Genomic DNA, 26502 nt, shown 5'->3' with positions numbered 1-26502 from the left:
TGTCTTTCCGTGCAACAACAGCCCTTTCTGCTCTACGCACTGTTGACCCCCAACAGTCGGCTCACCCACAGCGTGACGGGCGTTGCTTAAGTCCCTGCATTACTGAGCGGGGGTGACAGCAAAAGGTTGCAACATTTGATCATTAAAGCCCTATCATTTCTTGCCGAAACTATAAATAACGTGTCGGATTAGTTTGATCCCGAGCCCGTCGCGTTTTACACCGCTTCAGGCCGTTAAATCTTGATGCGCAATAACGTGCCTGACTGAAAACGATTACAATTAACCGTTAAACAGGATGTTAATTATGCGATTCTTACAACGCGTTAAACTGTCACACCGACTGATTTTTCTTACCGTTTTTTTTCTCATCGCCATGGTCATTATTGCCGTTATCTGTCTTCATTCCCTCAGAACACTGGCGGCATCAGAACAGCAGTTATACACATCGCGGCTTGAACCGGTTCAGATGATGAACGTGGCGGCCTGCGAAATGGCGACCCACTTTCGACGGGGCTATGCGTATGTTTTTCCGGGTGGCAACGTCACCGCGGCCGAATCCCGTCAAAATACGATAAAATTTAACCAAAAATCACAGCAGTCGGTCCAGACCGCAGTGGATTTTCTGAAACAGTCCCAGGATCCCGCATTGGTCGCGATTACGCAAAAAGTGTTGCAGGCCTGGCCGGACTATCTGGCCTCTATGCAGCGGGTTTATGCGCTGGCGAACAATAACGACATTCCGGGCGCCCTGAAGGAAATTGCCACGCACACCGACCGCCTGCACGTCGCTGTCAGAGATCCGCTGCTGGAGGCCGTGAAGATTTACAACGCCTCTGTGCATCAGGTCATTGATGACAATGTTTCCCACATAGACAGTACCTCATTCACGCTCATTCTGTTAATCGGTCTGACCTTCCTCGCCGGCGGCGTACTCGGTACGCTGATTTTTATCTCCGTCATGAAGCAACTGGGGGCGGAACCGGAAGTGGCGGTCCACATGGCGGGACTGATTGCGCGCGGTGACCTTCACGGGCACAACGAAACAAAACCCGGTGATACCTCCAGCCTGATTTTTCAGTTGTCTGTGATGCGTCAGCACATCCGCGATCTGATCAGTGAAGTCCAGGATGCCGCTGAGCAGGTGGCAAAATCCTCCGCAGAAATCGCCAACGGCACGCAGGATTTGTCACGCCGTACCGAGTCTCAGGCATCTGCACTGGAAGAAACCAGCGCCTCAATGGAACAGCTCTCTTCGGCAGTACAGAGCAATGCAGATAATGCGCGGGTGGCCAATGATGTCGTCAAACACGCGTTTCAGATTGTGGCCAGCGGCGGCCAGTCCGTCTCGGATGTAGAAGAGACCATGCACGCTATCCAGGACAGCAGCAGCCGGATAGGGGAAATCATTAGCGTGATTGACGGCATTGCTTTTCAGACCAATATCCTGGCGCTTAACGCGGCGGTCGAAGCGGCCCGGGCGGGCGATCAGGGACGGGGTTTTGCTGTGGTAGCCGGTGAGGTTCGCAGTCTGGCACAACGCAGCGCCGTGGCGGCTCAGGAAATCAAAGCGTTGATTACGGAGAGCCACTCGCGGGTAGCAACCGGGGTGAATAATGTCAGCGTGGCGGGCGAGACCATGAAGGCGGTGGTGAAAGAGATTCATCGCGTTAACGATCTGGTTGCCGAAATCAGCACCGGAAGCCATGAGCAGAGCACCGGCGTGAAACAGGTCGGCATTGCCGTGGCGCAGATGGACAGCGATACGCAGCAGAATGCGGCACTGGTTGAAGAAACGGCGGCGGCCACAGCTCAGCTGCAACGGTTGTCCGATCTGCTGTTGCAGACGACCTCTAAATTTGTGACGCGTCAGGCCAGCTAAAGCCAGCCCAAAACAGGTTATCGCCGTCATGCCGTTATGCCGTTATGCCGTTATGCCGTTATGCCGTTATGCCGTTATGCCGTTATGCCGTTATGCCATGCCATGCCATGCCATAAAAAAACAGCGTTGAGTCGGAACTCAACGCTGTTTATGAAAGGCAAAAACGTACGCTACGGCCTGTTACATTTTACGGATGTAGTCATCCATATCGGTTTTCAGGTTATCAGATTTGGTGCCGAAAATGGCCTGAACCCCTGAACCTGCCACGACCACACCGCGTGCACCCAGGTTTTTCAGTTCTGTTTGATCGACCTTGCTCACATCCGCCACGCTGACGCGCAGACGGGTAATACAGGCATCCAGGTTGGTAATGTTATCTTTACCGCCAAACGCCGTAACCAGTTTGCCCGCCATTTCGGTGCCGGTTGCTGATGACGACTGCTCGCTGGCGCTGTCTTCACGGCCTGGCGTTTTCAGATCCAGCTTAACGATCAGCACACGGAACACGGTGTAGTAAACCGCCGCATAAATCATCCCGATGATCGGGAACAGCCAGATTTTGCTGCTGTTACCACTCAGAACGATAAAGTCGATCAGTCCGTGAGAGAAGCTGGTGCCATCACGCATGCCGAGCAGAATACAAATCGGGAACGCCAGACCGGCCAGGATCGCATGGATGACATACAGGACAGGCGCAACGAACATGAACGAGAATTCGATCGGCTCGGTAATCCCGGTCAGGAACGAGGTCAGTGCAGCCGAAATCATGATGCCGCCCACTTTCGCCCGGTTTTCTGGTTTTGCCGAATGCCAAATCGCAATGGCGGCCGCAGGTAAGCCATACATCTTAAACAGGAAGCCACCCGACAGTTTACCTGCGGTTGGGTCACCCGCCATATAGCGCGGAATATCGCCGTGGAAGACCTGACCTGCCGCATTGGTATATTCACCAATCTGCATCTGGAAAGGGACGTTCCAGATGTGGTGCAGACCAAATGGCACCAGCGCACGTTCAACCACGCCGTAAATACCAAAAGCGACCACAGGGTTCTGATAGGCTGCCCACTGTGAGAAATCCTGAATCGCTGAACCGACCGGCGGCCAGATAAATGACAGTACCAGGCCCATCGCGATAGCCGCCAGACCGGAAATAATCGGCACAAAGCGCTTGCCCGCAAAAAAGCCCAGATACTCAGGCAGCTTGATGCGATAGAAGCGGTTGAACATGTAAGCCGCGATGGAGCCGGCAATAATACCGCCCAGCACACCGGTGTCCGCCAGGTGTTTGGCCTCAATTTCTGCCGCAGGCAGATGCAGCACTAACGGTGCCACCACGGCCATGGTTTTCACCATGATGCCATAAGCCACTACCGCCGCCAGGGCCGAAACGCCATCGTTATTGGTAAAGCCCAGCGCAACACCGATGGCAAAAATCAACGGCATATTCGCAAAGACCGAGCCGCCCGCTTCCGCCATAACATGTGAGACGACCACAGGTAACCAGCTGAAATTGGCGGAACCTACTCCTAATAAAATACCGGCGATAGGCAGAACCGACACCGGCAGCATGAGCGATTTACCAACTTTTTGTAAGTTGGCAAAAGCGTTTTTGAACATAACGTGAAACTCCTGAGTATGAGTGCGTTTTTCGCGCAGTGCGCGTGGTAAAGAGGGAGGTTCTTTACCGGTTGGCGTTATCCGCCATTTTGATTTATTACGAAGGGTAAAATAAATTACGCCTCGTTACTTTGACGGCTATCACGTTTCGCAAACCAGAGCGCTCAGACGGGTAAGCATACGTGCATAACCGCCTATTTTTTCAGCGAAATACCCTGACTCTGTTGGACAAAAACAGAGTCAGCAGCGGATATTTCGTATTTATTACAAAGCCTGAAATAAACTAACTGTCAGGCGCCAAGGCGGCTCATGGGGATATGGAAAAGCGTGGAGAAATTCTGCGTGGTGGTTGCCGCCAGCGTCTCGATATCCACGCCTTTCAGTACCGCCAGATAGTCGGCCACATCGCGTGTATAGGCCGGTTGATTCTCCTTGCCGCGATAAGGTACAGGTGCCAGATAGGGCGAATCGGTTTCAACCAGAATACGATCAAGGGGAACATAGCGTGCCGCCTCGCGGATCTGCTCAGCATTGCGGAACGTCACGATCCCTGAGAAAGAAATGTAGAACCCCATATCCAGCAGCTTCGCCGCTGTCGCCTGATCTTCCGTAAAACAGTGTAGTACACCGCCGCAGCGTTCAACCTGTTCTTCACGCAGAATCGCCAGAGTATCTTCACGCGCATCACGCGTGTGCACGATGATCGGCTTGTTCAGCGCGATCCCGGTACGGATATGCTCGCGAAACGAGTGCTGCTGCTGCGCTTTGGTTTCCTGCTGGTAATAATAATCCAGTCCGGTTTCACCCAAGGCCACCACCTGTGGATCGGCGGCCAGCCGACGGAATTCGTCGACATCGTAAGGTTCCTCCTGATTCAGCGGATGTACACCGCAGGAGAGTGCGATATTTTCGCGACCGCCTACCAGCGCCTTTAACGTGCTAAAGCCAGGTAACGTTGTGGCAATCGCCAGCATAAACCTGACGTCACGCGCTGCCGCTTTGGCGATCACGTCATCAAGATCCTGATGGTTTTTTTCATAGTCAAGGCCATCAAGATGGCAGTGGGAATCAACAATAAACATAGTTTTCTCAGTCAGCCGGGTACTGCGGGCTTCAGGTTGTCCGCCCAGCTCAGTAGCCTGTCAGTTAACAAAAGTTCACGATTCACTGCCGCAACCTCTGACAGCGTTTCGCGGCAGCGCATCCAGTCCTGAGCGCTGTTGTTCAGCGCCGTTTGCGAGAAATGCTGCGCCAGCATCGCCACTACATCCTGACGATCCACATTGGTCAGCCACTGTGTCGCACCCTGCTGCCACTTGATGGCATCCAGTATCAACGCCAGCAGCCAGCCTATGCGCGTGCCTGGGTTATCAGTATTCAGTACTGGAAGCAGTTGCAGGATGTCCTGTTGCAGGGCGCTGACAAGGGCATCACAGAGTGCCTGCCTTGCCTGCCATGCTCGCTCATCCAGCAGCGCCAGGGCGGCACCGGGCGCGCCCGCACTCAGGCGCAGCGCAGCCAGTAAGTGTGACTCGTCATACGCTCCCTGCTTTCTGAGCCATGCCAGACTGTGGGCTTCGTCTGGCGGTGCCAGCGTTAACACCATACAGCGGCTGCGCAGCGTCGCCAGCAAACGCGAAGGTTCACGACTGCTCAGAAAGAACCAGCTGTTTGCCGGCGGTTCTTCAAGGGTTTTCAGCAAGGCGTTCGCTGCCGCATCACTGAGCTGCGACGCATCGGGTAGCCAGACGACTTTAGCCCCGCCCTGCTGTGCATGGTGGTACATTTTTTCCGTCACCTGGCGCACGGCATCAATGCCGAGCGTGGCTTTGCCTTTTTCGGCTTCCAGCCGGTACCAGTCAGGATGCGTGTTTGCCTGCATCAGTTGACAGCCATGACAGTGACCGCAGCTTTTCAGTCCGTCGCGGCGCTGACACATCAGCCAGCGGCTCATTCCCCACACCAGGGCATCATCGCCCATGCCTTCCATGGCATTCACCAGCAGCGCGTGATGCGCGCGATCCGCCTGGTGCTGTGCAATCACCTGCCGGTAAGGCTGGTTTAGCCAGGGATACCAGTTCATGCCCGCTGTTCCGCCAGCCAGGCAGACAATGTGGATTGCAGTGCGGTGGTCACCTGTTCCAGAGGCTGCGTCGCATCGATTGTCCGAATCGTCGCATCTTCCGCCGCCAGGGCCAGGTAGCGGTCACGCGTGCGTTCGAAAAAGCGCAGTGACTCCTGCTCGATGCGATCCAGCGCACCACGAGCGCGGGCACGTTGTAATCCTGTTTCCGGTGTGACATCCAGATACAACGTCAGGTCAGGACGAAAATCCCCCAGCACCGTATCACGCAATGTACGCATCAGTTCGGCATCAACCCCACGGCCGCCGCCCTGGTAAGCCTGAGAGGAGAGATCATGCCGATCGCCCACCACCCAGGCGCCACGCGCAAGGGCCGGTTTAATCACGGTTTCGACCAGCTGGACACGGGCGGCGTACAGCATTAACAGTTCCGCTTTATCGGTCACCTGCTCGCCCTCAATGCCCTGCTTCACCAGAATACGGAGCTGTTCAGCCAGCGGCGTACCACCGGGTTCACGGGTAAAGACGATGTCTTCAATCCCGTGTGCCTGTAACGTTGCCACAATGGCCTCACGGGCCGTGGTTTTTCCCGCGCCTTCCAGGCCTTCAATCACAATAAACTTACTGTCCATTTTTTTCCTTTAACGCAAGCCGGTAAGCCTGGACGGCCTTGTTATGGCTGGCAAGATTGGTCGTGAACGTATGTCCACCTTTGCCATCCGCCACAAAATAGAGGTAGTTGGTCTTTTCCGGATGCGCGGCCGCAATCAATGAGGCCTTACTCGGCATCGCAATCGGGCCTGGCGGCAAACCACTGATGATATAGGTATTGTACGGCGTCGCTGTTTCCAGATCTTTGCGCGTCAGTGTGCCATTGTAGGCTGCGCCCATACCGTAAATCACGGTCGGATCGGTCTGCAGGCGCATACCCGTCCGCAGTCGGTTAATAAACACAGAGGCCACTTTCGCCCGCTCTTCACTGACGCCCGTCTCTTTTTCAATGATCGACGCCATCGTCACCATCTCCTGCTCATTCTTGTAGGGCAGGTTGTCCATGCGGCCTTGCCAGACTTCATCAACCATCTTTTGCATTCGCTGATGCGCACGCGTCAGCAACGCAATATCCGTTGTATTGGCGGTATACAGATAGGTATCCGGACAGAAGCTCCCTTCCAGCTGATTTTCATCCAGCCTGAGCGCCTTTGCCACGGTGGCATACTTATCATCAGGCAACGTATGTTTTACATAAGGTGCCTGGCGTAATTCACTCAGCCACTCCTGCAGGCGTTGTCCTTCTACAAAGCGCAGCGGGAACTGGGCCTCTTTGCCGCTGGCCAGCAACGCCAGTAGCTCGCGCACCGTCATTGACGGTTCCAGACGATAGGTTCCGGCTTTGAATTTTGCCAGTTCAGGCTCAAACTTCAGCAACGCGCCAAACCAGATGCTGTGGGGAATAATATGCTGACTTTCCAGCTGGGCTTCTAACGCCACACGGCCCGTCCCGGCGGGCAGCGTGTAAATCGTTTCCTGGGAAAGGGTCAGACGGCTGGCAGCAAGTTGCTTCACCTGCCAGTAGCTGACGCCTGCGGCCGCCAGCAGCACTGCCAGCACACCCGCAATAATTTTTTTGCTTCGACTCATTCTGCTTCCATTATCGTTTTACAGCTTGCCTGTAGCTGGTTAAACAATGTGCGTTGATGAAAGGTCACCGCATCAAGTTGTCGAACGGGCAAGACGGGCATGAGCGTATTACAGATGACAATTTCGTCTGCGGCTAACAGTGCCGCCAGCGTCGCCTGCACCACCTGACAACTCTGTCCTGCTGCACGTATTTGCGCTATCAGATTCTGCCGCATAATGCCGTCAACGCCAGCCTGATCCAGCCGGGGCGTAAAGATCGTGTTGCCGCTCCGCCAGAATAAATTGGCCGCACAGCATTCCACCACCCAACCTTCGGTGTCAAGCACCAGGGCTTCATCCGCGTCTGTCTGCTCAAGATGGGCACGAATCATCACCTGTTCAAGCCGGTTGAGATGTTTTAGCCCGGCAAACTGGGGGTTGCGTGCCAGCCGGACCGGACTGACCACCAGCCTGACACCGGTATTTTCTAACGCAGCATAGTGCCCGGGCCAGTCAGAGACCGAGACAATGCGCGTCGGCCCGCTACAGCCCGCACGACTGTAACCGCGTCCCCCACTGCCTGCGCTGATAATGACTTTGAGCACCGCGCTGTCATGGCCCGAGGCCGCCTGCAGCATTTCCCCCGCCAGAGCCTGCCAGTCAACATTCTGTAACCACAGGCGTTCGCAGCTTTGCTTTAGCCGCTGAATATGCCAGTCAAAAAGCGCGATATTGCCCTTGATGATAGCGGCCGTGGTAAAGCAGCCATCGCCAAATTGTACGGCGCGATCGCGGGCCGTGAGATGAGATTGTTCGATGCCGTTAATCCACATTACCGCGTCTCCCGTATCGATATCGTGGTTGTCATGACGGTGATTTTATCGGTTTCTCTTCGTCGCTGGACAGAAAAAAGGCCCGCATAGCGGGCCTTTTAAGCAATCATAAACGCCAGGTTTAGATTTTACGGAAAATCAGTGAACCATTAGTGCCACCGAAACCGAAAGAGTTACACAGCGTATATTCCAGTCCAGACACCTGACGTGCAGTGTGAGGAACGAAATCAAGATCGCAACCTTCGTCCGGGTTATCCAGGTTCAGGGTCGGTGGAACCGCCTGATCGCGCAGCGCCAGAATCGAATAGATCGATTCAACCGCGCCTGCCGCACCCAGTAAATGGCCGGTCATCGACTTAGTTGAGCTGACCATAACCTTGCTGGCAGCCTCACCAAACACTGATTTCACCGCCTGCGCTTCGGCTTTATCGCCTGCTGGCGTTGACGTGCCATGCGCGTTGACGTAACCGATCCTGTCAGGCGTTATCTGTGCATCACGCAGCGCATTGATCATCGCTGCGGCTGCGCCAGAGCCGTCTTCCGGTGGCGAGGTCATGTGATAGGCATCGCTGCTCATCCCAAAGCCCACGATTTCCGCGTAGATTTTAGCGCCACGCTTCTTAGCATGCTCGTACTCTTCCAGTACGATAATGCCCGCGCCGTCGCCCAGTACAAAACCATCACGGTCTTTATCCCATGGGCGGCTTGCCGCCTGAGGGTTGTCGTTACGTGTAGACAGTGCACGCGCCGCGCCAAACCCACCTACACCCAATGGTGTACTGGCTTTTTCCGCGCCACCTGCCAGCATCACGTCAGCATCGTTATAAGCAATGATACGTGCCGCATGACCAATGTTGTGAACGCCAGAAGTACAGGCGGTCGCAATGGAAATGCTGGGGCCTTTCAGGCCATACATGATGGTGAGATGTCCCGCCACCATATTGACGATTGTGGAAGGCACGAAGAAAGGGCTGATTTTACGCGGACCGCCGTTCACCAGCGAGGTATGGTTTTCTTCAATCAGACCCAAACCACCAATGCCCGAACCAATTGCCGCGCCAATCCGGCCTGCATTTTCCTCGGTCACTTCAAGACCGCTGTCCTGCATGGCCTGAATGCCTGCCACGATGCCGTACTGAATGAAGTCATCCATCTTGCGTTGATCTTTACGGGAAATAAAGTCATCGCAATTGAAATCTCTTACCAGACCTGCAAAGCGTGTTGCATAGGCGCTGGTATCAAAATGGTCGATCAGGTTAATGCCGCTCTGACCGGCAAGGAGAGCACTCCAGGTAGACTCTACGGTATTGCCGACAGGAGACAACATGCCAAGACCAGTCACAACTACACGACGCTTAGACACGTTCGTCCTCCAGGGAGGGAAAAAAATGACTATTGTGGGGCAAACATAAAACTCAGGCGGTCAATTGACCGCCTGAAGATATTCATTAGCCTTTGTGGCTATTGATATAGTCGATCGCTGCCTGAACGGTAGTGATTTTCTCAGCTTCTTCGTCTGGAATTTCAGTATCAAACTCTTCTTCCAGAGCCATTACCAGCTCAACGGTATCAAGAGAATCGGCACCCAGGTCTTCTACGAAAGATGCAGAGTTGGTCACTTCTTCCTCTTTCACACCCAGCTGCTCACTGATGATTTTCTTAACGCGTTGTTCGATATCGCTCATACTATTTAATTTCCTATCAAAACTCGCTTTCGCGATGGTTTTCGTAGTGTATAAAATGTTGAAAAAGATGCAACAAAATCCCGGCTGGTCTAACCACGATTTACTCTATTGTGCGGTTTTATACGCAAATAATGCAAATGATTTCGTGATTATCAGACCATATACATGCCGCCATTGACGTGCAGCGTCTCACCCGTGATGTAGGCTGCTTCGTCAGAGGCTAAGAATGCAACAGCATTAGCAATTTCCTGCGCTTCGCCTAAGCGACCCGCAGGCACTTCTGCCAGAATACCGGAACGTTGATCTTCGTTCAGTGCCCGCGTCATGTCGGTCTCTATGAAGCCCGGAGCCACGACGTTGACGGTAATGCCACGTGACGCGATTTCCCGCGCCAGTGATTTGCTAAAGCCAATCAAACCCGCTTTTGCTGCAGCATAGTTTGCCTGACCCGCATTACCCATGGTTCCGACAACGGAACCAATGGTGATGATACGTCCCATGCGCTTTTTCATCATGGCACGCATCACCGCCTTAGAAAGACGGAAAACTGATGTGAGGTTGGTATCAAGGATATCCTGCCACTCATCGTCTTTCATACGCATCAGTAAATTATCACGCGTAATGCCTGCATTATTGACCAAAATGTCCACTTCGCCAAATTCAGCGCGAATTTTCTCTAAAACGCTGTCGATGGAAGCGGCATCTGTCACATTTAACAGCAGGCCCAGTCCCTTATCGCCAAGGTAAGCACTGATCGCATCGGCACCACTTTGGCTGGTTGCAGTTCCCACCACTTTTGCACCACGTGCAGCCAGGGTTTCTGCAATCGCACGGCCAATGCCGCGGCTCGCGCCCGTTACCAGCGCTACTTTACCTTCAAAGCTCATGATTTTCCTCTTATTCCTGTGCAAGTGCCGCAGTCAATGACGCAGTATCGTTCACCGCTGCCGCAGACAGGCCATCTACGATACGTTTGGTCAGGCCAGTGAGCACTTTACCCGGACCCATTTCAATCAGTTGCGTCACGCCCTGCGCAGCCATCGCCTCTACGCTTTCTGTCCAGCGTACCGGGCTGTAAAGCTGGCGAATCAGCGCCTGACGAATCGCGTCGGCATCCGTTTCGGCTTTCACGTCGACGTTGTTAATCACCGGCACCTGGGGTGCCTTAAAGGTGAGCGTTTCCAGCGTCAGTGCCAGTTTTTCCGCCGCAGGCTTCATCAGTGCACAATGTGAAGGTACGCTGACCGGCAGCGGCAACGCGCGCTTGGCGCCCGCCGCTTTACAGGCCGCGCCTGCACGTTCTACCGCATCTTTGTTACCCGCGATAACGACCTGGCCTGGCGAATTGAAGTTCACCGGCGAAACGACTTCACCCTGCGCGCTTTCTTCACAGGCTTTCGCAATGGCCGCATCATCAAGACCGATGATCGCCTGCATGGCGCCGGTACCTTCTGGCACGGCTTCCTGCATCAGTTTACCGCGCAGTTCAACCAGTTTGATTGCGTCCGCGAAATCCAGTACGCCCGCACAGACCAGCGCAGAATATTCGCCCAGGCTGTGGCCCGCCATCAGCACAGGCTGTTTGCCCCCCTGCTGCTGCCAGACACGGTAAATCGCCACAGAAGCGGCCAGCAGCGCAGGCTGCGTCTGCCAGGTTTTGTTCAACTCTTCCGCAGGCCCCTGGCTCACTAACTGCCACAGATCATAACCGAGGGCCTCAGAGGCTTCACGGAACGTCTCTTCAACCACCGGATAAGCGGCAGCGAGTTCTGTCAACATGCCCACAGACTGTGAGCCCTGACCTGGGAAAACAAAAGCAAGTTGCGTCATTTTCAGTTCCTGTCAATCAAAAGCGAACCAGCGCAGAACCCCAGGTGAATCCACCACCAAAGGCTTCCAGCAAAATAAGTTGTCCGGGTTTGATGCGGCCATCGCGCACGGCTTCATCCAGTGCGCTGGGCACCGATGCGGCTGAGGTATTTCCATGACGATCCAGCGTGACTACCACTTTTTCCATGGTCATGCCCAGTTTTTTCGCCGTGGCGCTGATAATGCGAAGGTTTGCCTGATGCGGCACCAGCCAGTCCAGCTCTTCACGCGCAATGTTGTTCGCCTGCAAGGTCTCATCAACGATGTGCGCCAGTTCTGTCACGGCCACTTTGAAGACTTCATTACCAGCCATTGTCAGGTAAGCGGGTTGATCCTGATGCGCGCGATCCTGATAAGGCAGCGTCAGCAATTTGGCGTAACGGCCATCAGCATGCAGATGGGTAGAAATGATGCCCTGCTCTTCACTTTGACCCAGTACCACTGCGCCCGCACCGTCACCGAACAGAATGATCGTGCCACGATCTTCAGGATCGAGCGTACGCGCCAGGACATCAGAACCGATGACCAACGCATGTTTCACTGCACCATTTTTGATGTATTGATCGGCAACGCTTAACGCATAAGTAAAGCCTGCACAGGCCGCAGCCAGGTCAAACGCGGCGCAATCCTTGATTTCAAGCATCTGCTGAATCAGGCAGGCAGAGCTGGGGAAGGCATGACTGGAAGACGTGGTCGCCACAATGATCAGGCCCACGTCATTGGCATCGACGCCCGCCATCTCCAGGGCACGTTGTGCTGCATGGTGGCCCATACTTGCAACAGTCTCATCCGGCGCAGCAATACGGCGCTCACGGATGCCGGTACGGGTAACAATCCACTCGTCCGAGGTCTCCACCATTTTTTCCAGGTCGGCATTGGTGCGGACCTGGCTGGGCAAATAACTGCCCGTACCGATAATTTTGGTAAACATCTAGGCTTTGTCACTCCTGGCTAATACAGCGTCCAGACGGGCGGCAATGTGTTCAGGAACCTGCCGCCTCACCGCCTGCTCGGCCTGATTGATCGCCATGGCAAAGGCATGTTGATTTGCTGCGCCATGACTCTTGATCACTGTCCCGCGCAATCCTAACAGACAAGCGCCATTATACTGGTCGGGGTTGAGATGGCCGAAACGCCTGACCAAACGCTTTTTAACCCAGCGCCCCAGCAACGTCAGCCACCACGACCGCTTTTCACCTTCTCCCGATGATTTCAGCAGAGAAAGGAACATTCTTACCACGCCTTCCATTGTCTTCAGTGTGATGTTTCCAGCGAAACCATCACAAACCAGCACGTCCGTTTTGCCGGTCAGCAAATCATTACCTTCAAGGTAACCAATGTAATTAATTTGCGGTAATGCCTTCAGACTTAACGCCGCATCGCGAATGCTTTCAAGCCCTTTATGCTCTTCATGGCCAATATTGAGAAGTGCCACGCGGGGATGCGCTATGCCTAACACTTCTTCGGCCATGACCGCGCCCATTACCGCAAACTGCACCAGCATCGCACTGTCAGAATCGACGTTGGCACCTAAATCCAGAATGACCGTCTTTCCCTGATGTTGGTGGGGTAAAACGGTCATCAACGCCGGACGCTTAATGCCGTCCAGCGGCTTCAGTAATAATGTCGCCAGCCCCATCAGCGCGCCGGTATTGCCGCTGCTGACGCAGGCCTCTGCCCGCCCTTCTTTCACCAACTCTAACGCCACTCGCATTGAACTGCCGCGGCTGTTACGTATGGCTTGTGCGGGTCGCGCATCACTTGCAATAACGGATTCGGCAGGGACAACCTGCAAACGCGCCAGCAGGGCGGAATCGGCTTTGGCAAGCAATGGCGTGAGAATGTCGGGGTCTCCGACCAGAAGAAGGATAAGTTCCGAATGAGAGGCCAGTGCCTGCAATGCTGCAGGCACCGTCACGCAGGGACCGAAATCCCCGCCCATGGCATCGATAGCCAGGGTCAAACGTGTCAAGGTATCGCCTTGCTAAGCAAAGATCTTACTTAACGATAACCTTGCGACCGCGGTAGTAACCATCCGCAGTGATGTGGTGACGCAGATGAGTTTCACCAGAAACTTTATCTACTGACAGAGCAGCAGTGGTCAGCGCATCGTGCGAACGACGCATACCACGCTTAGAACGGGTGGGTTTATTCTGTTGTACGGCCATGGACCTTACTCCTATTACTTACGCTTTAAACTGGCTAATACGGCAAATGGGTTTGGTTTTTCTGCCTCTGCAGGCAATTGGCCAAAGACCATGTCCGCCTCGGACACTTCACAGTGTTCAGAATCGTGTACCGGAACCACAGGCAGCGCGAGAATAACTTCATCCTCGATAACCGCCAGCAAGTCGATCTCACCGAATTCGTTGACATCAACCGGCTCGTACGCTTCCGGCAACGCCTCGGCCTGCTCATCAGATGAAACAGGACTGAAGCAATAGCTTACGTGAACATGATGTGGAAAAACTTGGTTGCAGCGCTGACAACGAAGCGTAACCTCAACATCAGCAGTACCCGTCAGTACTGCCAGACGCTGGTTATCAACCGCGAACGACATGGCACATTCAACATCACTGTCCACACTGACGACCGACTCAGCCACACGCTCTACCTGTTGCGAGGTATAAACACCCTGGTAATCAAGGCGTTTTTGAGCGGTGCGGACGGGGTCCAGCGTCAGGGGTAATTTTACCTTTTGCATAGGGCGCGCATATTAACTTTGTAATCACATAGAGTCAAAGAAAAAGGCCGTTGGACAGCATCTTTCAACCACTATTCGCATCCAGTGCGGCGCACAGTTTAAAATGACTGCCACCAATTCGCTATCAATATTGAAAAAAAATGACAGCATCGATTCTTTTAGCATCAACCTCACCGTTTCGTCAGGCGCTGCTGAGCAAGCTTGGCCTGCCTTTTACAGTAGATTCACCCCAGACAGATGAAACGCCGTTAGAAAATGAACGCGCAGAGGATCTGGTTACGCGCCTGGCCATAGCCAAAGCTCAGGCGCTGGCTGAGCGTTATCCACATCACTGGATCATTGGTTCCGATCAGGTTTGCGTCCTTAACGGCAGGATTACCGGAAAACCCCATACGGCGCAGAACGCAGAAGCACAACTGCGCGCTGCCAGTGGCAACCGCGTAACCTTTTACACCGGCCTCGCCCTCTACCACCCTGCCAGCCAGCGGCTGATGCAGTGCTGCGAACCTTTTACCGTGCATTTCCGCACGCTGAGTCAGGCCGACATCACCAACTATATAAAGAAAGAGCAACCGCTACAGTGCGCCGGCAGTTTCAAAAGTGAAGGACTGGGCATCTGCTTATTTGACCGGCTTGAAGGGCGCGATCCGAATGCGTTGGTGGGACTGCCGCTTATCGCGCTCAGCGCGATGCTGCGTGAAGCGGGCATCAATCCCCTGGGAGCGTGATGCCGCCCTGCGTCAGTTTTTTTGCTGGCGCAGCTTCGTCAGGCACTGCTGTAACGTGTCATCCAGCGGCGCTTCCATACGCAGGGTTTCCCCTGTATTCGGGTGCGTAAATGTCAACGCAGCCGCGTGCAGGAAGAGCCGATCCAGCCCCGTAGAGGCCAGTTTGCTGTCAAAGTCGCGCTCGCCGTAACGATCGTCAAAGGCGATGGGATGACCGGCGTGCAAGGTGTGTACACGAATCTGGTGCGTACGCCCGGTTACCGGACTGGCTTTGACCAGCGTGGCAAACGCAAAACGTTCTTCCACTTTAAAGCGGGTTTCCGACGGTTTGCCGTCACTGCTGACACGCACCATACGTTCACCGCTTTGCAGGATATTTTTCAGCAGCGGCGCCTGAACCACTTTGATATGCGAGGGCCAGTTGCCCTGCACCAGCGCAAGATAATCTTTCTGCATGCCCTTCTCACGCAGCTGTTCATGCAGCGAACGCAATGCTGAGCGCTTTTTGGCCACCAGTAAAATGCCGGACGTATCGCGGTCAAGGCGATGTACCAGCTCCAGAAAGCGCGCTTCCGGACGCAGGGCGCGCAGTCCTTCAATCACACCAAAGCTTAAGCCGCTGCCGCCGTGTACGGCTGTACCGGACGGTTTGTTCATGACCAGCAAATGATCGTCTTCAAAGAGGATGGCGTTAGCCAGTGAGGCAACTTTGGCCAGTTTGGGCGAGACAGCGTCCTCATCACGCTCCGCCACACGTACTGGCGGAATGCGCACCTCATCGCCCTCTTCGAGTTTATATTCAGGCTTGATGCGTTTTTTATTCACGCGCACTTCACCTTTTCGCACGATGCGATAAATCATGCTCTTCGGCACGCCCTTTAACTGGGTGCGCAAAAAGTTATCAATACGTTGTCCGGCGTTTTCAGCCGTGATGGCGACAAACTGTACGCCGGGATTCTCTGTTTTCATGGCGGCGATTCTAAATAGTGTCCCCTGATAGCGCCACCCCTTTTTATGTGCTTAACTCTCTGCGTAGCGTCGGGATGAGCAATCAGATTGCTGGCATTTTCAACAGCCTGAATGCGCTTTCTGTCGCAGGGTTCTTAAAATGTAAAGAAAATTGATCAGTCAGTTAAAGTCACCTTGCTATATGAAGGTTAGCAGTGGAATAATGCTTAGGTTTCTTAGCTGAGGATTCAGATAAGAAAAAAAGCGAAATTAGTTATTTTGTCGGATTGAGCAGACACGCAGCAATGGCGTAAGACGTAATGCGAAATCAGGCACTTAGCGGGCTGCGGGTTGCGGCCTGGACATGAGATGGAGTGCACGGGTTTACAGAATTATCTCTCGCATTTCCACTATCTGGTGCTGTTGTTCCTTATGAAAAACAGGCCACCGACGTTATTTGCGCCCCTCGCGCGGTCGATAACCGTGAGGTTGACGACATTGCACTAAGTCACGGGGCCATCGGTTGATACTCGTCCAGGGTAACTATGCCCGCAGCTTTAATCACTCATGAAAGAATAACGAGTACGTTACGATGAAAAGAATGTTAATTAACGCAACTCAGCAGGAGGAGTTGCGCGTTGCCCTGGTTGATGGTCAACGTCTGTACGATCTGGATATCGAAAGTCCCGGACACGAACAGAAAAAAGCCAATATCTACAAAGGTAAAATCACCCGTATCGAACCCAGCCTTGAAGCGGCTTTCGTCGACTACGGTGCAGAACGTCACGGTTTCCTCCCTCTCAAAGAAATTTCTCGCGAATACTTCCCTGCTTCCTACAACGCTCACGGTCGTCCAAACATTAAGGATGTGCTGCGTGAAGGCCAGGAAGTTATTGTTCAGATCGATAAAGAAGAACGGGGTAATAAAGGCGCCGCCCTGACCACCTTTATCTCGCTGGCAGGAAGTTATCTGGTATTGATGCCGAACAACCCGCGCGCGGGCGGCATTTCTCGTCGAATTGAAGGTGACGACCGTACCGAACTGAAAGAAGCGCTTTCGGCACTGGAACTGCCTGATGGTATGGGGCTGATTGTCCGTACCGCAGGTGTAGGCAAATCAGCCGAATCGCTGCAGTGGGATCTCAGCTTCCGTCTGAAACACTGGGAAGCGATTAAGAAAGCCGCTGACAGCCGTCCTGCGCCCTTCCTGATTCATCAGGAAAGTAACGTAATCGTGCGCGCATTCCGCGATTACCTGCGCCAGGACATCGGCGAAATCCTTATCGATAACCCGAAGGTCCTGGAACTGGCGCGTCAGCATATTGCGGCTCTGGGCCGTCCGGACTTTACCAGCAAGATCAAGCTCTACACCGGCGAAATCCCGTTGTTCAGCCACTATCAAATCGAGTCGCAGATCGAGTCCGCTTTCCAGCGTGAAGTGCGCCTGCCTTCCGGTGGCTCGATTGTTATCGACAGCACCGAAGCACTGACCGCCATCGATATCAACTCGGCACGCGCTACGCGTGGTGGCGATATCGAAGAAACCGCGTTTAACACGAACCTCGAAGCAGCAGATGAAATCGCCCGCCAGTTACGCCTGCGCGACCTCGGCGGTTTGATCGTTATCGACTTTATCGATATGACGCCGGTTCGCCATCAGCGCGCGGTAGAAAACCGTCTGCGTGAGGCGGTCCGTCAGGATCGCGCCCGTATTCAGATCAGCCATATTTCACGTTTTGGCCTGCTGGAAATGTCCCGCCAGCGTCTCAGCCCGTCACTGGGCGAGTCGAGCCATCATGTCTGCCCGCGCTGTAGCGGTACCGGCACCATTCGTGATAACGAGTCGCTGTCACTGTCTATTCTGCGCCTGATCGAAGAAGAAGCCCTGAAGGACAACACCAAAGAAGTGCATGCTATTGTCCCGGTGCCTGTGGCCTCTTACCTGCTGAATGAAAAACGTGAAGCGGTCAATGCTATCGAAAAACGCCAGGGCGGCGTGCGTGCGGTTATCGTACCGGACGACCGGATGGAAACGCCGCACTACTCCGTGTTGCGCGTGCGGAAAGGTGAAGAAACGCAGACGCTGAGCTATCACCTGCCTAAGCTGCACGAAGCCGAAATGGCGATGCCTTCGGAAGAAGAACATGCCGAACGTCGTCGTCCAGAACAACCGGCCCTGGCGGCATTTGTGATGCCTGATGCGCCACCGGCACCGACGGAAGCAGCGCCGGAAGCGACCAAAGCGCGAACTGCGCCGGTTGCTGAAACCGCCCCTGCAACGCCATCCAACGGAACAGGCTTTGTTGGTCGCCTGCTGGCGGGCCTGAAAAAAATGTTCGCCGGTGAGCCTGCGCCTGCCACGGCAGAGCCCGTTGCTGAAGTGACCGAACCGCAGAAAACCAGCGGTGAGGAGAACGGCAATCAGCGTGGCGATCGTCGTAACAACCGCCGTAACAATAACCGCCGTGAGCGCACGCCACGTAATGGTGACACCACTCAGCAGCGTGAATCTCGGGACAACCGCGAAACCCGTGACAATCGTGAACCACGTGAAGACAACCGTCGTAATAAGCGTCAGGGGCAGTCTAACGAGGCGCGTGATGAACGTCCGGCGCTGAGCGATGAAGCTCGCCAGCAACGCGATGAGCAACAGCAGCAGCGTCGTGAACAGCGTGCTGAACGTCAGCGTCGTCGTCAGGAAGAGAAACGTGCCCAGCAGGAAGCGAACAGCGCGGTTGAACAGGCCGTTGAAACCGCTGAGCCCGTTGCGGCTGAAGCACAGGACGATGAGCGCGTTCAGGCTATGCCACGCCGCAAACCGCGTCAGCTGACGCAAAAAGTGCGTGTTGGCGACAACAATGATCAGCCTCAGCATGCTGCCGTCGAGTCAGCAGAATCTGTTGAAGCCCGCAAGATTCAGCCGGTTGCAGAAGCCTCACAGGTCGACGACGCGGACGAAACCGAAGCGCGTGAGAACGCCAACATGCCGCGTCGCTCTCGTCGTTCACCGCGTCATCTGCGCGTCAGTGGTCAGCGTCGCCGTCGTTACCGCGATGAACGCTACCCAACACAGTCTGCTATGCCATTAGAAGCCGCTTCGGCCTCACCTGAGATGGCGTCAGGCAAAGTCTGGGTGCGCTATCCGGTCGCACAGACGAACGAAGAGCAGACCACACAGGATGCCGTGAAAACCGCACAGGACGACAGCCATGCAGACACAGCACCTGCTATCGCCCTGCCTGTGGCAGCGGCCGTAGACGAGGCGCCGGTTTCACAGCCCGATCCAGTACAGGTTGCTGAACCCCAGACAGACACGCCGGTTACTGTGGTGAATACGGATGACACGCAGGCGATTGATGCTCCTGTGCATCAGGAACCCTCTGTGATTCCTGCGGCTGCAGAAGCCCGCGCCGACGCCGTCGCGCAGCAGGCACAACCTGCCGATGTCACGGCTGAAGACGCGCATAAGTCCGACGTGACCGCCGCGCCCGAGGTCGCCCAACACGAGCACGTTGAGCCCGCAGAGCAGGCCGGTACGGCGGTGAGCCCGACAACCGAAGCTCAGGTTGACGCGGTGTTAAATGCACCGGTTGCTGCAGAGGAAACCGTTGCACCCATCACCGAACCGCATGCGCCTGTGGCTGCGCGCGACGTTGCTGTAGAAGCCCTCCAGGCCAATGCGGAAACGCGCTGGAAGCACTTTGCGTCAGCCCCAATGACCAAAGCGCCTGCGCCAGCATGGCAACCAGAGCCTGCGCGTCACAGCGACTGGCAGCGTCCTTCCTTCAATTTTGAAGGCAAAGGTTCTGCGGGCGGCCATAGTGCTACCCACCAGGCAACGGCCCCTGCGACCAAGCCATAAGCACGGTTCGCAGACGTGATAAACCCGGCTCCGGCCGGGTTTTTTATTGTCTGTTACGGACATTTCGGGTGAGGTATGCGGGCAGAAACACCACGGAGGGATCATCCTGAGGTATGTAATCAGGGCTACATTAGCCTGATCCGTGCAGCACAGCGTCAATCATGCAGCAAAGGTTCTCCGCACAGGTCGCCATGTTAATTGAGCAGCGAAAGAGGCATTACGCAGACAAAAAAAATCCCACCGTCCCTGTAGGACGATGGGAAAAACTAAGCGCACCCGGTTAAAGTACGCCTAAAATTTTTATGAATTTAACTGGAACAATGACATCTGAGACATATCAGTGAAGGTCTTATAAGAAGCCTGCAGCGCCTGTTGTTGCATGGTGTAGCTGGAAATCGCCTGGGTGTAATCCACATCCACCAGGCTACTCATCTGCGAGTCATAAATCACTTTGCGATCGTCACCCTGCGCATTCAACGTATCCAGCTCTTTCAGCTGTGTTCCGATTTCGGAACGTACGCTGAGCACGTTGTTAAGCGAGTTGCTCAGACCACGGTTGGTTTTATCCATTGCCGCTGAAAAGGTCGCTTTGGTGGCATCATCCGCGCCATTCTGGGGCACTTTTAGCGCACTGATAGCACTGTCCAGCATATTGAATAAATTCGTTTCACTGGTGCCACCGTTCGGTTCTTTCACCGCGTTGCTGGTGATCGACATTACGATGCTGTTACCGGTATGACCGATCGTCATCGTACGGTCCGTATCGACTTTTTGCGTAATCGCGTCGGTTCCGCCCTGATAGGTCACACCGCCGGCACCATCCACAAACGGTGGTGTATCAGTTTTATAGCCGGCAAAGATATAACGCCCGTTGGCGTCTTTGCTGTTGACCTGGTTCAGTAACTGCGCACGCACCCCTTCCAGCTGCGTCGCATACGAGGCGCGGTCATCGTCGCTCAATGAGCCGTTTGAGGCGGCCACAATCATCGACTGCGCGCTCATAATGCTGTTTGTCACACCGTCCAGCGTGTTTTCTTCCAGGGATAAGCCCTGGTCGGCGAAGGTACGGGCAACCGCATACTGGCTTGCCTGCGCCTGAGTTTGCGATAACACCACGGCACGGGAAGCGGCGATCGGATCGTCAGACGGGTTAGACACTCTGTATCCGGTAGACAGCTGTTTGCCCGCACTCAACCAGGAGGATTGCGCATCACTTACGCCGCGAACCTGCTGGTCAAAAATCATATTTGTACTGAGTCGCATGATGTCCTCTGCTCTTAGTTAATGCTAAGCAGGGCGTCAAAAACGGTGCTGGCCGCTTTTAAAACCTGCGCATTCGCCATGTAATATTGCTGGTATTTGGTCAGGTTCGCATACTCTTCGTCCAGGTTAACGCCGGAGACAGACTGCTGACGGTTTGTTAACTGCGTCACTACGTTCTGCTGCGTTGTACTGGCCGTTTTCAGGGCCTGTGTTTTGTTACCAACGGTACTCACCATCGCGCCATAGGCCTGGGACAACGTAGAATTACCGTTGACGATTTTGGCATCCTGTAGCGCCAGTAAATTTTGGGCATTGCGGTTATCACTTTCACCGCCTGGTGCCGCCGCCGCCGCAATCTGCGAGCCGCTGGTAATCGCCACTGACATGTTAGTAATAGCGTTCTGAACCGGCTTCACCAGGAAGCTGTCTTTGGCATTCGGCGTACCGTTGACCGTCAGACTCATCCCGTCCAGGCTGAGCGTCGTCACGCCGCCCGAGGTGGTGGGCGTCAGGGTCGTTTTGGCATTGTCTGACAAACGCGTAGCTGACCAGTTTGTTCCGTCATAACTGACGGTGTAATTCGATGCCTGCAGAGCACTGGCATTGCTCCATGCTGCGGTCATCGTTGCAGATGAGGTGTTTTTACTGTTGCCCTGAACAGTTGGGCCGCCAATAGTAAAGAAGTCGACGCCCTGATCACCATTGCTATCGAATCCCTGCTTGTGCACGGTGTTAAAACTGGTCGTAAAAGCGGCCGCAAGCTGTCCCAATTGGTTTTGAGCAAGGTCTAAATCCTGAGAGCGGAAGCTAAGAAGGCCGCCCAGAGAACCCGTTGTTACAGAGGATTCCGGAATCTGTACATTACCGGCCTGTGCATCCACATAACCAATTGTTGTACGGGTAATATCACTGTTTGATGGCATGGCAACCATTTTGGTTGTCTGATAGCCGTTAACTAATGAGGTGCCGTTAGCCATCGAAACGGTATAACTACCATCCTGTTGTGACACCGTCACACCGACAATATTATTTAGTCCGTTGACGAGCTGGTCGCGTTGGTCCAGTAAGTCATTCGGCACCGCACCGTTACCCGTAGTGAGTTTCGCGATTTGCTGATTGAGGTTCGCAATCTGACTGGTAAACGTGTTGATCTGATCCACATTGGCCGCAACGTCCGTATTGACGCTGTTTTGCAGGTTGGTCAGATATTGCGCCTGGGTCTGAAACTGATTGACCAGCCCCTGGGAGTTGCTGAGCATAGACTGACGCGCTGCGGGATCGTTAGCATTACTGACCACGTTCTGCATGTTGCTAAAGAAGCCCTGAATCGCACTCGACAGACTCGTTGTCGAGGTTGACATCAGATCGTCGATATTGGAGACCTGCGAATACTGCGTATTTGCCGCATTGTAGGTGGCTGAAGACCCACGCAGCTGCGCTGCGATAAAACTGTCGTATTCACGCTGAACACCGGTTACGTTAACCCCGTTACCGTAATAACTTTTTCCCTGCAGGGTACTGTTGGCTTCTGCCAGAATCGTCGTCTGACGTGAATAGCCGGCAACGGTGTAATTGCTGATGTTATTACTGGTGGTGCTTAAGGCGGCCTGTGCGGCACTGAGCCCGCTCATTGCGGAGTTAATTATGCTGGACATCTCGGTTCCTTACATTCCCCGCTACACGGGTCGCTGTCATCAGTGTGGTCGCCAGCGTGCGCTGGCGCGCCTGGCTCTTGCTGCTATTATCGGCATGCTTAAGTGAAACTTGAGGCACAATTCTCAGAACAATGTGCTTAAATCCTGGCTATAAGCTTTCACCACTTTTTCACCCATGCTCTTGAATTGCTGAATCATTCCCATCAGTTTTTGCGCATATTTCGGATCGGTGGCATAGCCCGCAGCCTGCAATGCCTGGGCGCCCTGCTCCGCGCTCTGTGCATTGGTGACAGCCGCATAACGTGGGTTATTTGAAAGCAGTTTGACGTAGTCGTTTAACGCTTCGAAATAAGAACTGTAAACCCGGAATGTCGCACGCACCTTTTTAGCTTCACCGTGCTCATATTCTGTGGTCATGATATCGGTCGTTTCGCCTTTCCAGTTCCCGCTGGCTTTGATGCCAAAGACGTTATAACTCGGCTTTCCATCACGGGTCAGGATTTGACGTTGCCCCCAGCCTGACTCCAGTGCAGCCTGCGCCAGAATCAGGTGATGAGGGATACCACTCTGCTGACTGGCGGCCTGAGCGGGCTGAGTCAGTTGGGCAATAAAGTCACGACTGTCGCTCGGCAGGCCGGTGGGCGAAGGCGCGGGCAGGCGCGGCATAGCTTTGCGCACCATTTGCTCCAGCGGCGTGGCGCCGCTGGTGCTCATGATGAAGCTGTTATCCAGCTTCATCGGCACCGTACCGGCGCGCTCGTCCGGGGCTTTGGCGGGTTCCATCTGTTTAACGATGATATCCGCCAGGCCCAGGCCACGTTTACCGATGTCCTGCGCAATCTGCTGATCGTACATTGATGTGAAAAGCTTGGTCTGTTCATTGCTGAGAATGCCGTCCTGCGGTAACGCTTCACGCATACTCTTCAGCATCATCTGAACAAATATCCCTTCAACCTGCTGCGCGACCTGCAGTGCTTTCCCTTTGGGATCGGCAGTGACATCGCGTTTCAGGTCGTTCAACGAGCGGCTGTCAAAAGCCGCATTCATCAGCGATTGCGTATCGTTCATCAGATAATTTCCAGTTTTGCGCGCAGGCAACCCGCGCTCTGCATTGACTGCAAAATAGACATCAGTTCGATAGGCGATGCACCCAGCGCATTCAGCGCACGCACCACGCTGTTCAGGTTGGCGCTGGAGTTAACCCGTTGCAACGCACCGCCGCTCTGACGCAGATCGATCTGCGTATTGGTAGTAGCGACAGTCTGTCCACCCGCCAGCGGCGTGTTCGGCTGACTCACGTTTTGCTGCTGATTGACCGTGACAGACAGGTTGCCCTGAGCGACCGCACAGGTGTTCAGTTTCACTTCACGATTCATCACAACAGAGCCGGTGCGTGAGTTAATGATGACTTTGGCATCCTCAACCGGCACGGAGACATCAATGTTCTGAATCTCTGCCAGTAAACGAACCTGCGCACCATTATTCGGAGACACGCGGACCTGGACCGTACGGGCGTCCAGCGGCTGGGCCGAACCGTATCCGCCACGGGCGTTGATCGCATCAGCAATTCGTTGCGCCATGGAGAAATCTTCGGTGTTCAGCTGCAGGTTAATCGTATTCTGCGAACCAAAGTTGCTCTGCAGTTCACGTTCAACCGTTGCCCCATCGGTAATCCGTCCACCGTTAAGCTGGTTGACCTGAACGCTGCTGCCGCCTGCTGCGGCACCCGCGCCGCCGACCAGAATGTTACCCTGGGCCAGCGCATAAACCTGGTTATCCACGCCTTTCAGTGGCGTCATTAACAGCGTGCCGCCGCGCAGGCTTTTCGCGTTACCCATGGACGACACCACCACATCCAGCGTCTGGCCCTGGCGGGCAAACGAAGGTAGCCTGGCGGTAACCATCACGGCGGCGACGTTTTTGAGCTGCATGTTGGTGCCCGGTGGCACGGTAATGCCCAGTTGCGACAGCATGTTGCTGACGGTTTGGGTCGTGAACGGCGTCTGCGTTGTCTGATCGCCTGTTCCGTCCAGGCCCACGACAAGGCCATAACCCAGCAGTTGGTTATCACGCACACCCTGTACGGTGGTTAAGTCGCGGATCAGATCGGCACGCGCCATCAGGCTTACGCCTAACAGTAATCCCAGACCGACACGCCATAATGTTAGCTTTTTCATTGCAACCTCTTAGAACGGCGAGATATTCAGGAAGAAGCGCTGCAACCAGCCCATATTTTGCGCTTCATTGATATAACCATTTCCGACGTACTCAATACGTGCATCGGCCACGGCTGTAGACAACACGGCGTTACTCGCACTGATGGTGCGTGGGTTAACCACGCCCGAGAAACGAATAAACTCGGTGCCCTGGTTGATCTCAATTTGTTTTTCTCCGACCACGTGCAGGTTGCCGTTCGACAGAACCTGATCCACCGTGACGGTGATGGTGCCGGTAAAGGTGTTGTTAGCAGATGCCCCACCTTTGCCTGCGAAATCATTTTTGCCACCCGCCGCAAAGTTGGCTTTTTCGCCCGTTGCGCCGGCTAAACCTTCTAAACCGGTAGGCACTGCAGTGATACCCAGACTGCCGCTGCCGTTACGGCTGGCATTCGAGGTCGAACTTTTGCTGGCACTGACGTTTTCCTGCAAGGTGATAGTCAGCGTATCGCCGATATTACGTGGGCGGCGATCTTCAAACAGCGGCTGATAGCCGTAGTTGAGCGGCGCAACACCCTGAAAAATGGACCCATTTACCACAGGTGGCGCAGAGGGCAACGGCTGAGCCGTGGTCGCTCCTTGCACCAGTGGCGTGCGTGGCACCAACGCACAACCGTTAAGCGTCAGCAGTGCGGTGACTACTAACCAATGTCCAGGCTTAAGAATATGTTGCATCGCCACGGAGTTACGACCTTATTTATGACTAGTCTTCAGGCCAGCCTTAGCTGGCCCTGTTCGTGTTACAGCTGTGTCAACTTCGCCAGCATTTGATCGGAGGTGCTGATCGCTTTGCTGTTAATTTCGTAAGCACGCTGCGTCTGGATCATCGTAACCAGTTCTTCCGCGACGTTTACGTTAGAGGTTTCGGTATAACCCTGATACAACAAACCGGCACCGTTCTGCCCAGGCGTACTGTCCGTCGGCGCACCCGATGCCTGCGTTTCCTTGTAGAGGTTTTCACCCACGCTATCGAGACCCGCATTGTTCATGAAGGTGCTCAGCGTTAACTGTCCGACCTGGGCGGCCTGCGTCTGCCCCTGCTGGGTTACGCTCACCACACCATCACGCGACACGGTGATACTTGTGGCGTTGGCTGGAATGGTAATACCAGGCTGCACAGGGAAACCCGCGTTGGTCACCAGTTGGCCGTTCTGGTCAACCTGAAATGAACCATCACGTGTATACGCAGAAGTTCCATCTGGCATCTGGATTTGGAAAAAACCCTGGCCGTTGATGGCGATATCTTTTGAGTTGTTGGTTTGCGACAGGTTGCCCTGCGTATGCAAACGCTCGGTCGTCACCGGACGTACACCAGTACCGATTTGCAAACCTGACGGCAGCGTCGTCTGCTCAGATGACTGCGTGCCCGGCTGACGCATGGTCTGGTACATCAGATCTTCAAACACGGCACGTGAGCGCTTAAACCCGTTAGTACTGACGTTGGCCAGGTTGTTGGCGATCACGTCCATGTTCATCTGCTGTGCATCAAGACCGGTTTTGGCGATCCATAAAGAACGAATCATGTATTTATCCTCGCGCC

24 protein-coding genes are annotated in these 26502 nt (G+C 54.4%); 3 read left to right on the top strand and 21 right to left on the bottom strand.

What is annotated here, in order from left to right:
• The first annotated feature begins 304 nt into the window (after positions 1–304).
• Positions 305–1879, top strand: a complete 1575-nt coding sequence (locus G5574_RS20970) for a methyl-accepting chemotaxis protein (protein WP_174250607.1) — start codon at positions 305–307, stop codon at positions 1877–1879.
• 180 nt (positions 1880–2059) lie between these two features.
• Here the strand turns inward: G5574_RS20970 and ptsG are convergent, their stop codons facing one another.
• From ptsG to yceD, 14 genes are all read right to left on the bottom strand, one after another.
• The gene (ptsG, locus tag G5574_RS20965; protein WP_006118840.1) at positions 2060–3496 is read right to left on the bottom strand and encodes a PTS glucose transporter subunit IIBC; all 1437 of its coding nucleotides are present in this window, start codon (positions 3494–3496) and stop codon (positions 2060–2062) included.
• A 290-nt stretch (positions 3497–3786) separates the two neighbouring features.
• Positions 3787–4578, bottom strand: a complete 792-nt coding sequence (locus tag G5574_RS20960; protein WP_039341084.1) for a metal-dependent hydrolase — start codon at positions 4576–4578, stop codon at positions 3787–3789.
• An 11-nt stretch (positions 4579–4589) separates the two neighbouring features.
• The gene (gene holB, locus G5574_RS20955; protein WP_164483136.1) at positions 4590–5579 is read right to left on the bottom strand and encodes a DNA polymerase III subunit delta'; all 990 of its coding nucleotides are present in this window, start codon (positions 5577–5579) and stop codon (positions 4590–4592) included.
• Positions 5576–6211, bottom strand: a complete 636-nt coding sequence (gene tmk / locus G5574_RS20950; protein ID WP_164483135.1) for a dTMP kinase — start codon at positions 6209–6211, stop codon at positions 5576–5578. The genes holB and tmk overlap by 4 nt, the downstream gene beginning before the upstream one ends.
• Entirely contained in the window at positions 6201–7220 is a 1020-nt protein-coding gene (gene yceG, locus G5574_RS20945) for a cell division protein YceG (protein WP_006118836.1), read from the bottom strand. The genes tmk and yceG overlap by 11 nt, the downstream gene beginning before the upstream one ends.
• A complete protein-coding gene (gene pabC, locus G5574_RS20940) occupies positions 7217–8032 on the bottom strand; it encodes an aminodeoxychorismate lyase (protein WP_164483134.1) in 816 nt (271 codons plus the stop codon). Before pabC ends, yceG begins: the two co-directional genes overlap by 4 nt.
• A gap of 121 nt (positions 8033–8153) precedes the next feature.
• Positions 8154–9395: a beta-ketoacyl-ACP synthase II gene (gene fabF, locus G5574_RS20935; protein ID WP_164483133.1), complete on the bottom strand. Its 1242-nt coding sequence runs from the start codon at positions 9393–9395 to the stop codon at positions 8154–8156.
• 85 nt (positions 9396–9480) lie between these two features.
• On the bottom strand, positions 9481–9717 hold the full coding sequence (gene acpP, locus G5574_RS20930; protein WP_003849865.1) for an acyl carrier protein: 237 nt from the start codon (positions 9715–9717) through the stop codon (positions 9481–9483).
• 152 nt (positions 9718–9869) lie between these two features.
• Positions 9870–10604, bottom strand: a complete 735-nt coding sequence (fabG, locus tag G5574_RS20925; RefSeq protein ID WP_006118833.1) for a 3-oxoacyl-ACP reductase FabG — start codon at positions 10602–10604, stop codon at positions 9870–9872.
• Positions 10605–10614: 10 nt separating this feature from the next.
• The gene (gene fabD, locus G5574_RS20920) at positions 10615–11547 is read right to left on the bottom strand and encodes an ACP S-malonyltransferase (protein WP_006118832.1); all 933 of its coding nucleotides are present in this window, start codon (positions 11545–11547) and stop codon (positions 10615–10617) included.
• 16 nt (positions 11548–11563) lie between these two features.
• The gene (locus G5574_RS20915; protein WP_164483132.1) at positions 11564–12517 is read right to left on the bottom strand and encodes a beta-ketoacyl-ACP synthase III; all 954 of its coding nucleotides are present in this window, start codon (positions 12515–12517) and stop codon (positions 11564–11566) included.
• Positions 12518–13558 (bottom strand): phosphate acyltransferase PlsX, encoded by a 1041-nt coding sequence (plsX, locus tag G5574_RS20910; RefSeq protein ID WP_033737556.1) that lies wholly within the window; start codon positions 13556–13558, stop codon positions 12518–12520. It abuts the gene before it with no gap.
• Between the two features lie 25 nt (positions 13559–13583).
• Entirely contained in the window at positions 13584–13754 is a 171-nt protein-coding gene (gene rpmF, locus G5574_RS20905) for a 50S ribosomal protein L32 (protein WP_003849870.1), read from the bottom strand.
• A gap of 14 nt (positions 13755–13768) precedes the next feature.
• Positions 13769–14290, bottom strand: coding sequence for a 23S rRNA accumulation protein YceD (gene yceD / locus G5574_RS20900; RefSeq protein WP_006118829.1), 522 nt, complete (start codon positions 14288–14290; stop codon positions 13769–13771).
• Between the two features lie 140 nt (positions 14291–14430).
• Between yceD and G5574_RS20895 the strand changes: the two genes are divergently transcribed.
• Positions 14431–15018 carry a Maf family protein gene (locus G5574_RS20895; protein ID WP_006118828.1) on the top strand — a complete coding sequence of 196 codons (588 nt, stop codon included), beginning with the start codon at positions 14431–14433 and terminating at the stop codon, positions 15016–15018.
• Between the two features lie 12 nt (positions 15019–15030).
• On the opposite strand, the gene rluC is transcribed toward G5574_RS20895, so the two are convergent.
• Positions 15031–15987: a 23S rRNA pseudouridine(955/2504/2580) synthase RluC gene (gene rluC, locus G5574_RS20890; RefSeq protein ID WP_039341117.1), complete on the bottom strand. Its 957-nt coding sequence runs from the start codon at positions 15985–15987 to the stop codon at positions 15031–15033.
• A gap of 571 nt (positions 15988–16558) precedes the next feature.
• On the opposite strand from rluC, the gene rne reads away from it, so the two are divergent.
• A complete protein-coding gene (gene rne, locus G5574_RS20885; protein WP_033737559.1) occupies positions 16559–19828 on the top strand; it encodes a ribonuclease E in 3270 nt (1089 codons plus the stop codon).
• A 300-nt stretch (positions 19829–20128) separates the two neighbouring features.
• Here rne and flgL read toward each other — a convergent pair whose 3' ends face one another.
• The 6 genes from flgL to flgG all read right to left on the bottom strand — a co-directional run bounded on the left by flgL (position 20129) and on the right by flgG (position 26485).
• Complete coding sequence (gene flgL / locus G5574_RS20880; protein ID WP_006118825.1) at positions 20129–21091, bottom strand: flagellar hook-associated protein FlgL; 963 nt, start codon at positions 21089–21091, stop codon at positions 20129–20131.
• Positions 21092–21105: 14 nt separating this feature from the next.
• The gene (gene flgK, locus G5574_RS20875) at positions 21106–22746 is read right to left on the bottom strand and encodes a flagellar hook-associated protein FlgK (protein WP_006118824.1); all 1641 of its coding nucleotides are present in this window, start codon (positions 22744–22746) and stop codon (positions 21106–21108) included.
• A gap of 123 nt (positions 22747–22869) precedes the next feature.
• Positions 22870–23814 (bottom strand): flagellar assembly peptidoglycan hydrolase FlgJ, encoded by a 945-nt coding sequence (gene flgJ / locus G5574_RS20870; RefSeq protein WP_164483131.1) that lies wholly within the window; start codon positions 23812–23814, stop codon positions 22870–22872.
• Positions 23814–24923: a flagellar basal body P-ring protein FlgI gene (locus G5574_RS20865; protein ID WP_006118822.1), complete on the bottom strand. Its 1110-nt coding sequence runs from the start codon at positions 24921–24923 to the stop codon at positions 23814–23816. The genes flgJ and G5574_RS20865 overlap by 1 nt, the downstream gene beginning before the upstream one ends.
• Before the next feature lie 9 nt (positions 24924–24932).
• Positions 24933–25637, bottom strand: a complete 705-nt coding sequence (locus G5574_RS20860; RefSeq protein ID WP_170317968.1) for a flagellar basal body L-ring protein FlgH — start codon at positions 25635–25637, stop codon at positions 24933–24935.
• A gap of 65 nt (positions 25638–25702) precedes the next feature.
• Complete coding sequence (flgG, locus tag G5574_RS20855; RefSeq protein ID WP_006118820.1) at positions 25703–26485, bottom strand: flagellar basal-body rod protein FlgG; 783 nt, start codon at positions 26483–26485, stop codon at positions 25703–25705.
• Between the last annotated feature and the right edge of the window lie 17 nt (positions 26486–26502).

Origin of the sequence: Pantoea stewartii, from assembly GCF_011044475.1 — a bacterium.
Taxonomy (GTDB): Bacteria; Pseudomonadota; Gammaproteobacteria; order Enterobacterales; family Enterobacteriaceae; genus Pantoea; species Pantoea stewartii.
This window is presented reverse-complemented; position numbering and strand designations above follow the sequence as displayed.

Excerpts from the sequence above, each read along its gene's own strand:
- ptsG (WP_006118840.1), bottom strand. The coding sequence starts at position 3,496 with ATGTTCAAAAACGCTTTTGCCAACTTACAAAAAGTTGGTAAATCGCTC.
- G5574_RS20960 (WP_039341084.1), bottom strand. The coding sequence starts at position 4,578 with ATGTTTATTGTTGATTCCCACTGCCATCTTGATGGCCTTGACTATGAA.
- tmk (WP_164483135.1), bottom strand. The coding sequence starts at position 6,211 with ATGGACAGTAAGTTTATTGTGATTGAAGGCCTGGAAGGCGCGGGAAAA.
- yceG (WP_006118836.1), bottom strand. The coding sequence starts at position 7,220 with ATGAGTCGAAGCAAAAAAATTATTGCGGGTGTGCTGGCAGTGCTGCTG.
- acpP (WP_003849865.1), bottom strand. The coding sequence starts at position 9,717 with ATGAGCGATATCGAACAACGCGTTAAGAAAATCATCAGTGAGCAGCTG.
- G5574_RS20865 (WP_006118822.1), bottom strand. The coding sequence starts at position 24,923 with ATGAAAAAGCTAACATTATGGCGTGTCGGTCTGGGATTACTGTTAGGC.
- flgG (WP_006118820.1), bottom strand. The coding sequence starts at position 26,485 with ATGATTCGTTCTTTATGGATCGCCAAAACCGGTCTTGATGCACAGCAG.
- fabD (WP_006118832.1), bottom strand. The coding sequence starts at position 11,547 with ATGACGCAACTTGCTTTTGTTTTCCCAGGTCAGGGCTCACAGTCTGTG.
- rpmF (WP_003849870.1), bottom strand. The coding sequence starts at position 13,754 with ATGGCCGTACAACAGAATAAACCCACCCGTTCTAAGCGTGGTATGCGT.
- flgK (WP_006118824.1), bottom strand. The coding sequence starts at position 22,746 with ATGTCCAGCATAATTAACTCCGCAATGAGCGGGCTCAGTGCCGCACAG.
- holB (WP_164483136.1), bottom strand. The coding sequence starts at position 5,579 with ATGAACTGGTATCCCTGGCTAAACCAGCCTTACCGGCAGGTGATTGCA.
- fabG (WP_006118833.1), bottom strand. The coding sequence starts at position 10,604 with ATGAGCTTTGAAGGTAAAGTAGCGCTGGTAACGGGCGCGAGCCGCGGC.
- G5574_RS20970 (WP_174250607.1), top strand. The coding sequence starts at position 305 with ATGCGATTCTTACAACGCGTTAAACTGTCACACCGACTGATTTTTCTT.
- G5574_RS20895 (WP_006118828.1), top strand. The coding sequence starts at position 14,431 with ATGACAGCATCGATTCTTTTAGCATCAACCTCACCGTTTCGTCAGGCG.
- G5574_RS20915 (WP_164483132.1), bottom strand. The coding sequence starts at position 12,517 with ATGTTTACCAAAATTATCGGTACGGGCAGTTATTTGCCCAGCCAGGTC.
- flgL (WP_006118825.1), bottom strand. The coding sequence starts at position 21,091 with ATGCGACTCAGTACAAATATGATTTTTGACCAGCAGGTTCGCGGCGTA.
- pabC (WP_164483134.1), bottom strand. The coding sequence starts at position 8,032 with ATGTGGATTAACGGCATCGAACAATCTCATCTCACGGCCCGCGATCGC.
- yceD (WP_006118829.1), bottom strand. The coding sequence starts at position 14,290 with ATGCAAAAGGTAAAATTACCCCTGACGCTGGACCCCGTCCGCACCGCT.
- rluC (WP_039341117.1), bottom strand. The coding sequence starts at position 15,987 with ATGAAAACAGAGAATCCCGGCGTACAGTTTGTCGCCATCACGGCTGAA.
- G5574_RS20860 (WP_170317968.1), bottom strand. The coding sequence starts at position 25,637 with ATGCAACATATTCTTAAGCCTGGACATTGGTTAGTAGTCACCGCACTG.
- flgJ (WP_164483131.1), bottom strand. The coding sequence starts at position 23,814 with ATGAACGATACGCAATCGCTGATGAATGCGGCTTTTGACAGCCGCTCG.
- rne (WP_033737559.1), top strand. The coding sequence starts at position 16,559 with ATGAAAAGAATGTTAATTAACGCAACTCAGCAGGAGGAGTTGCGCGTT.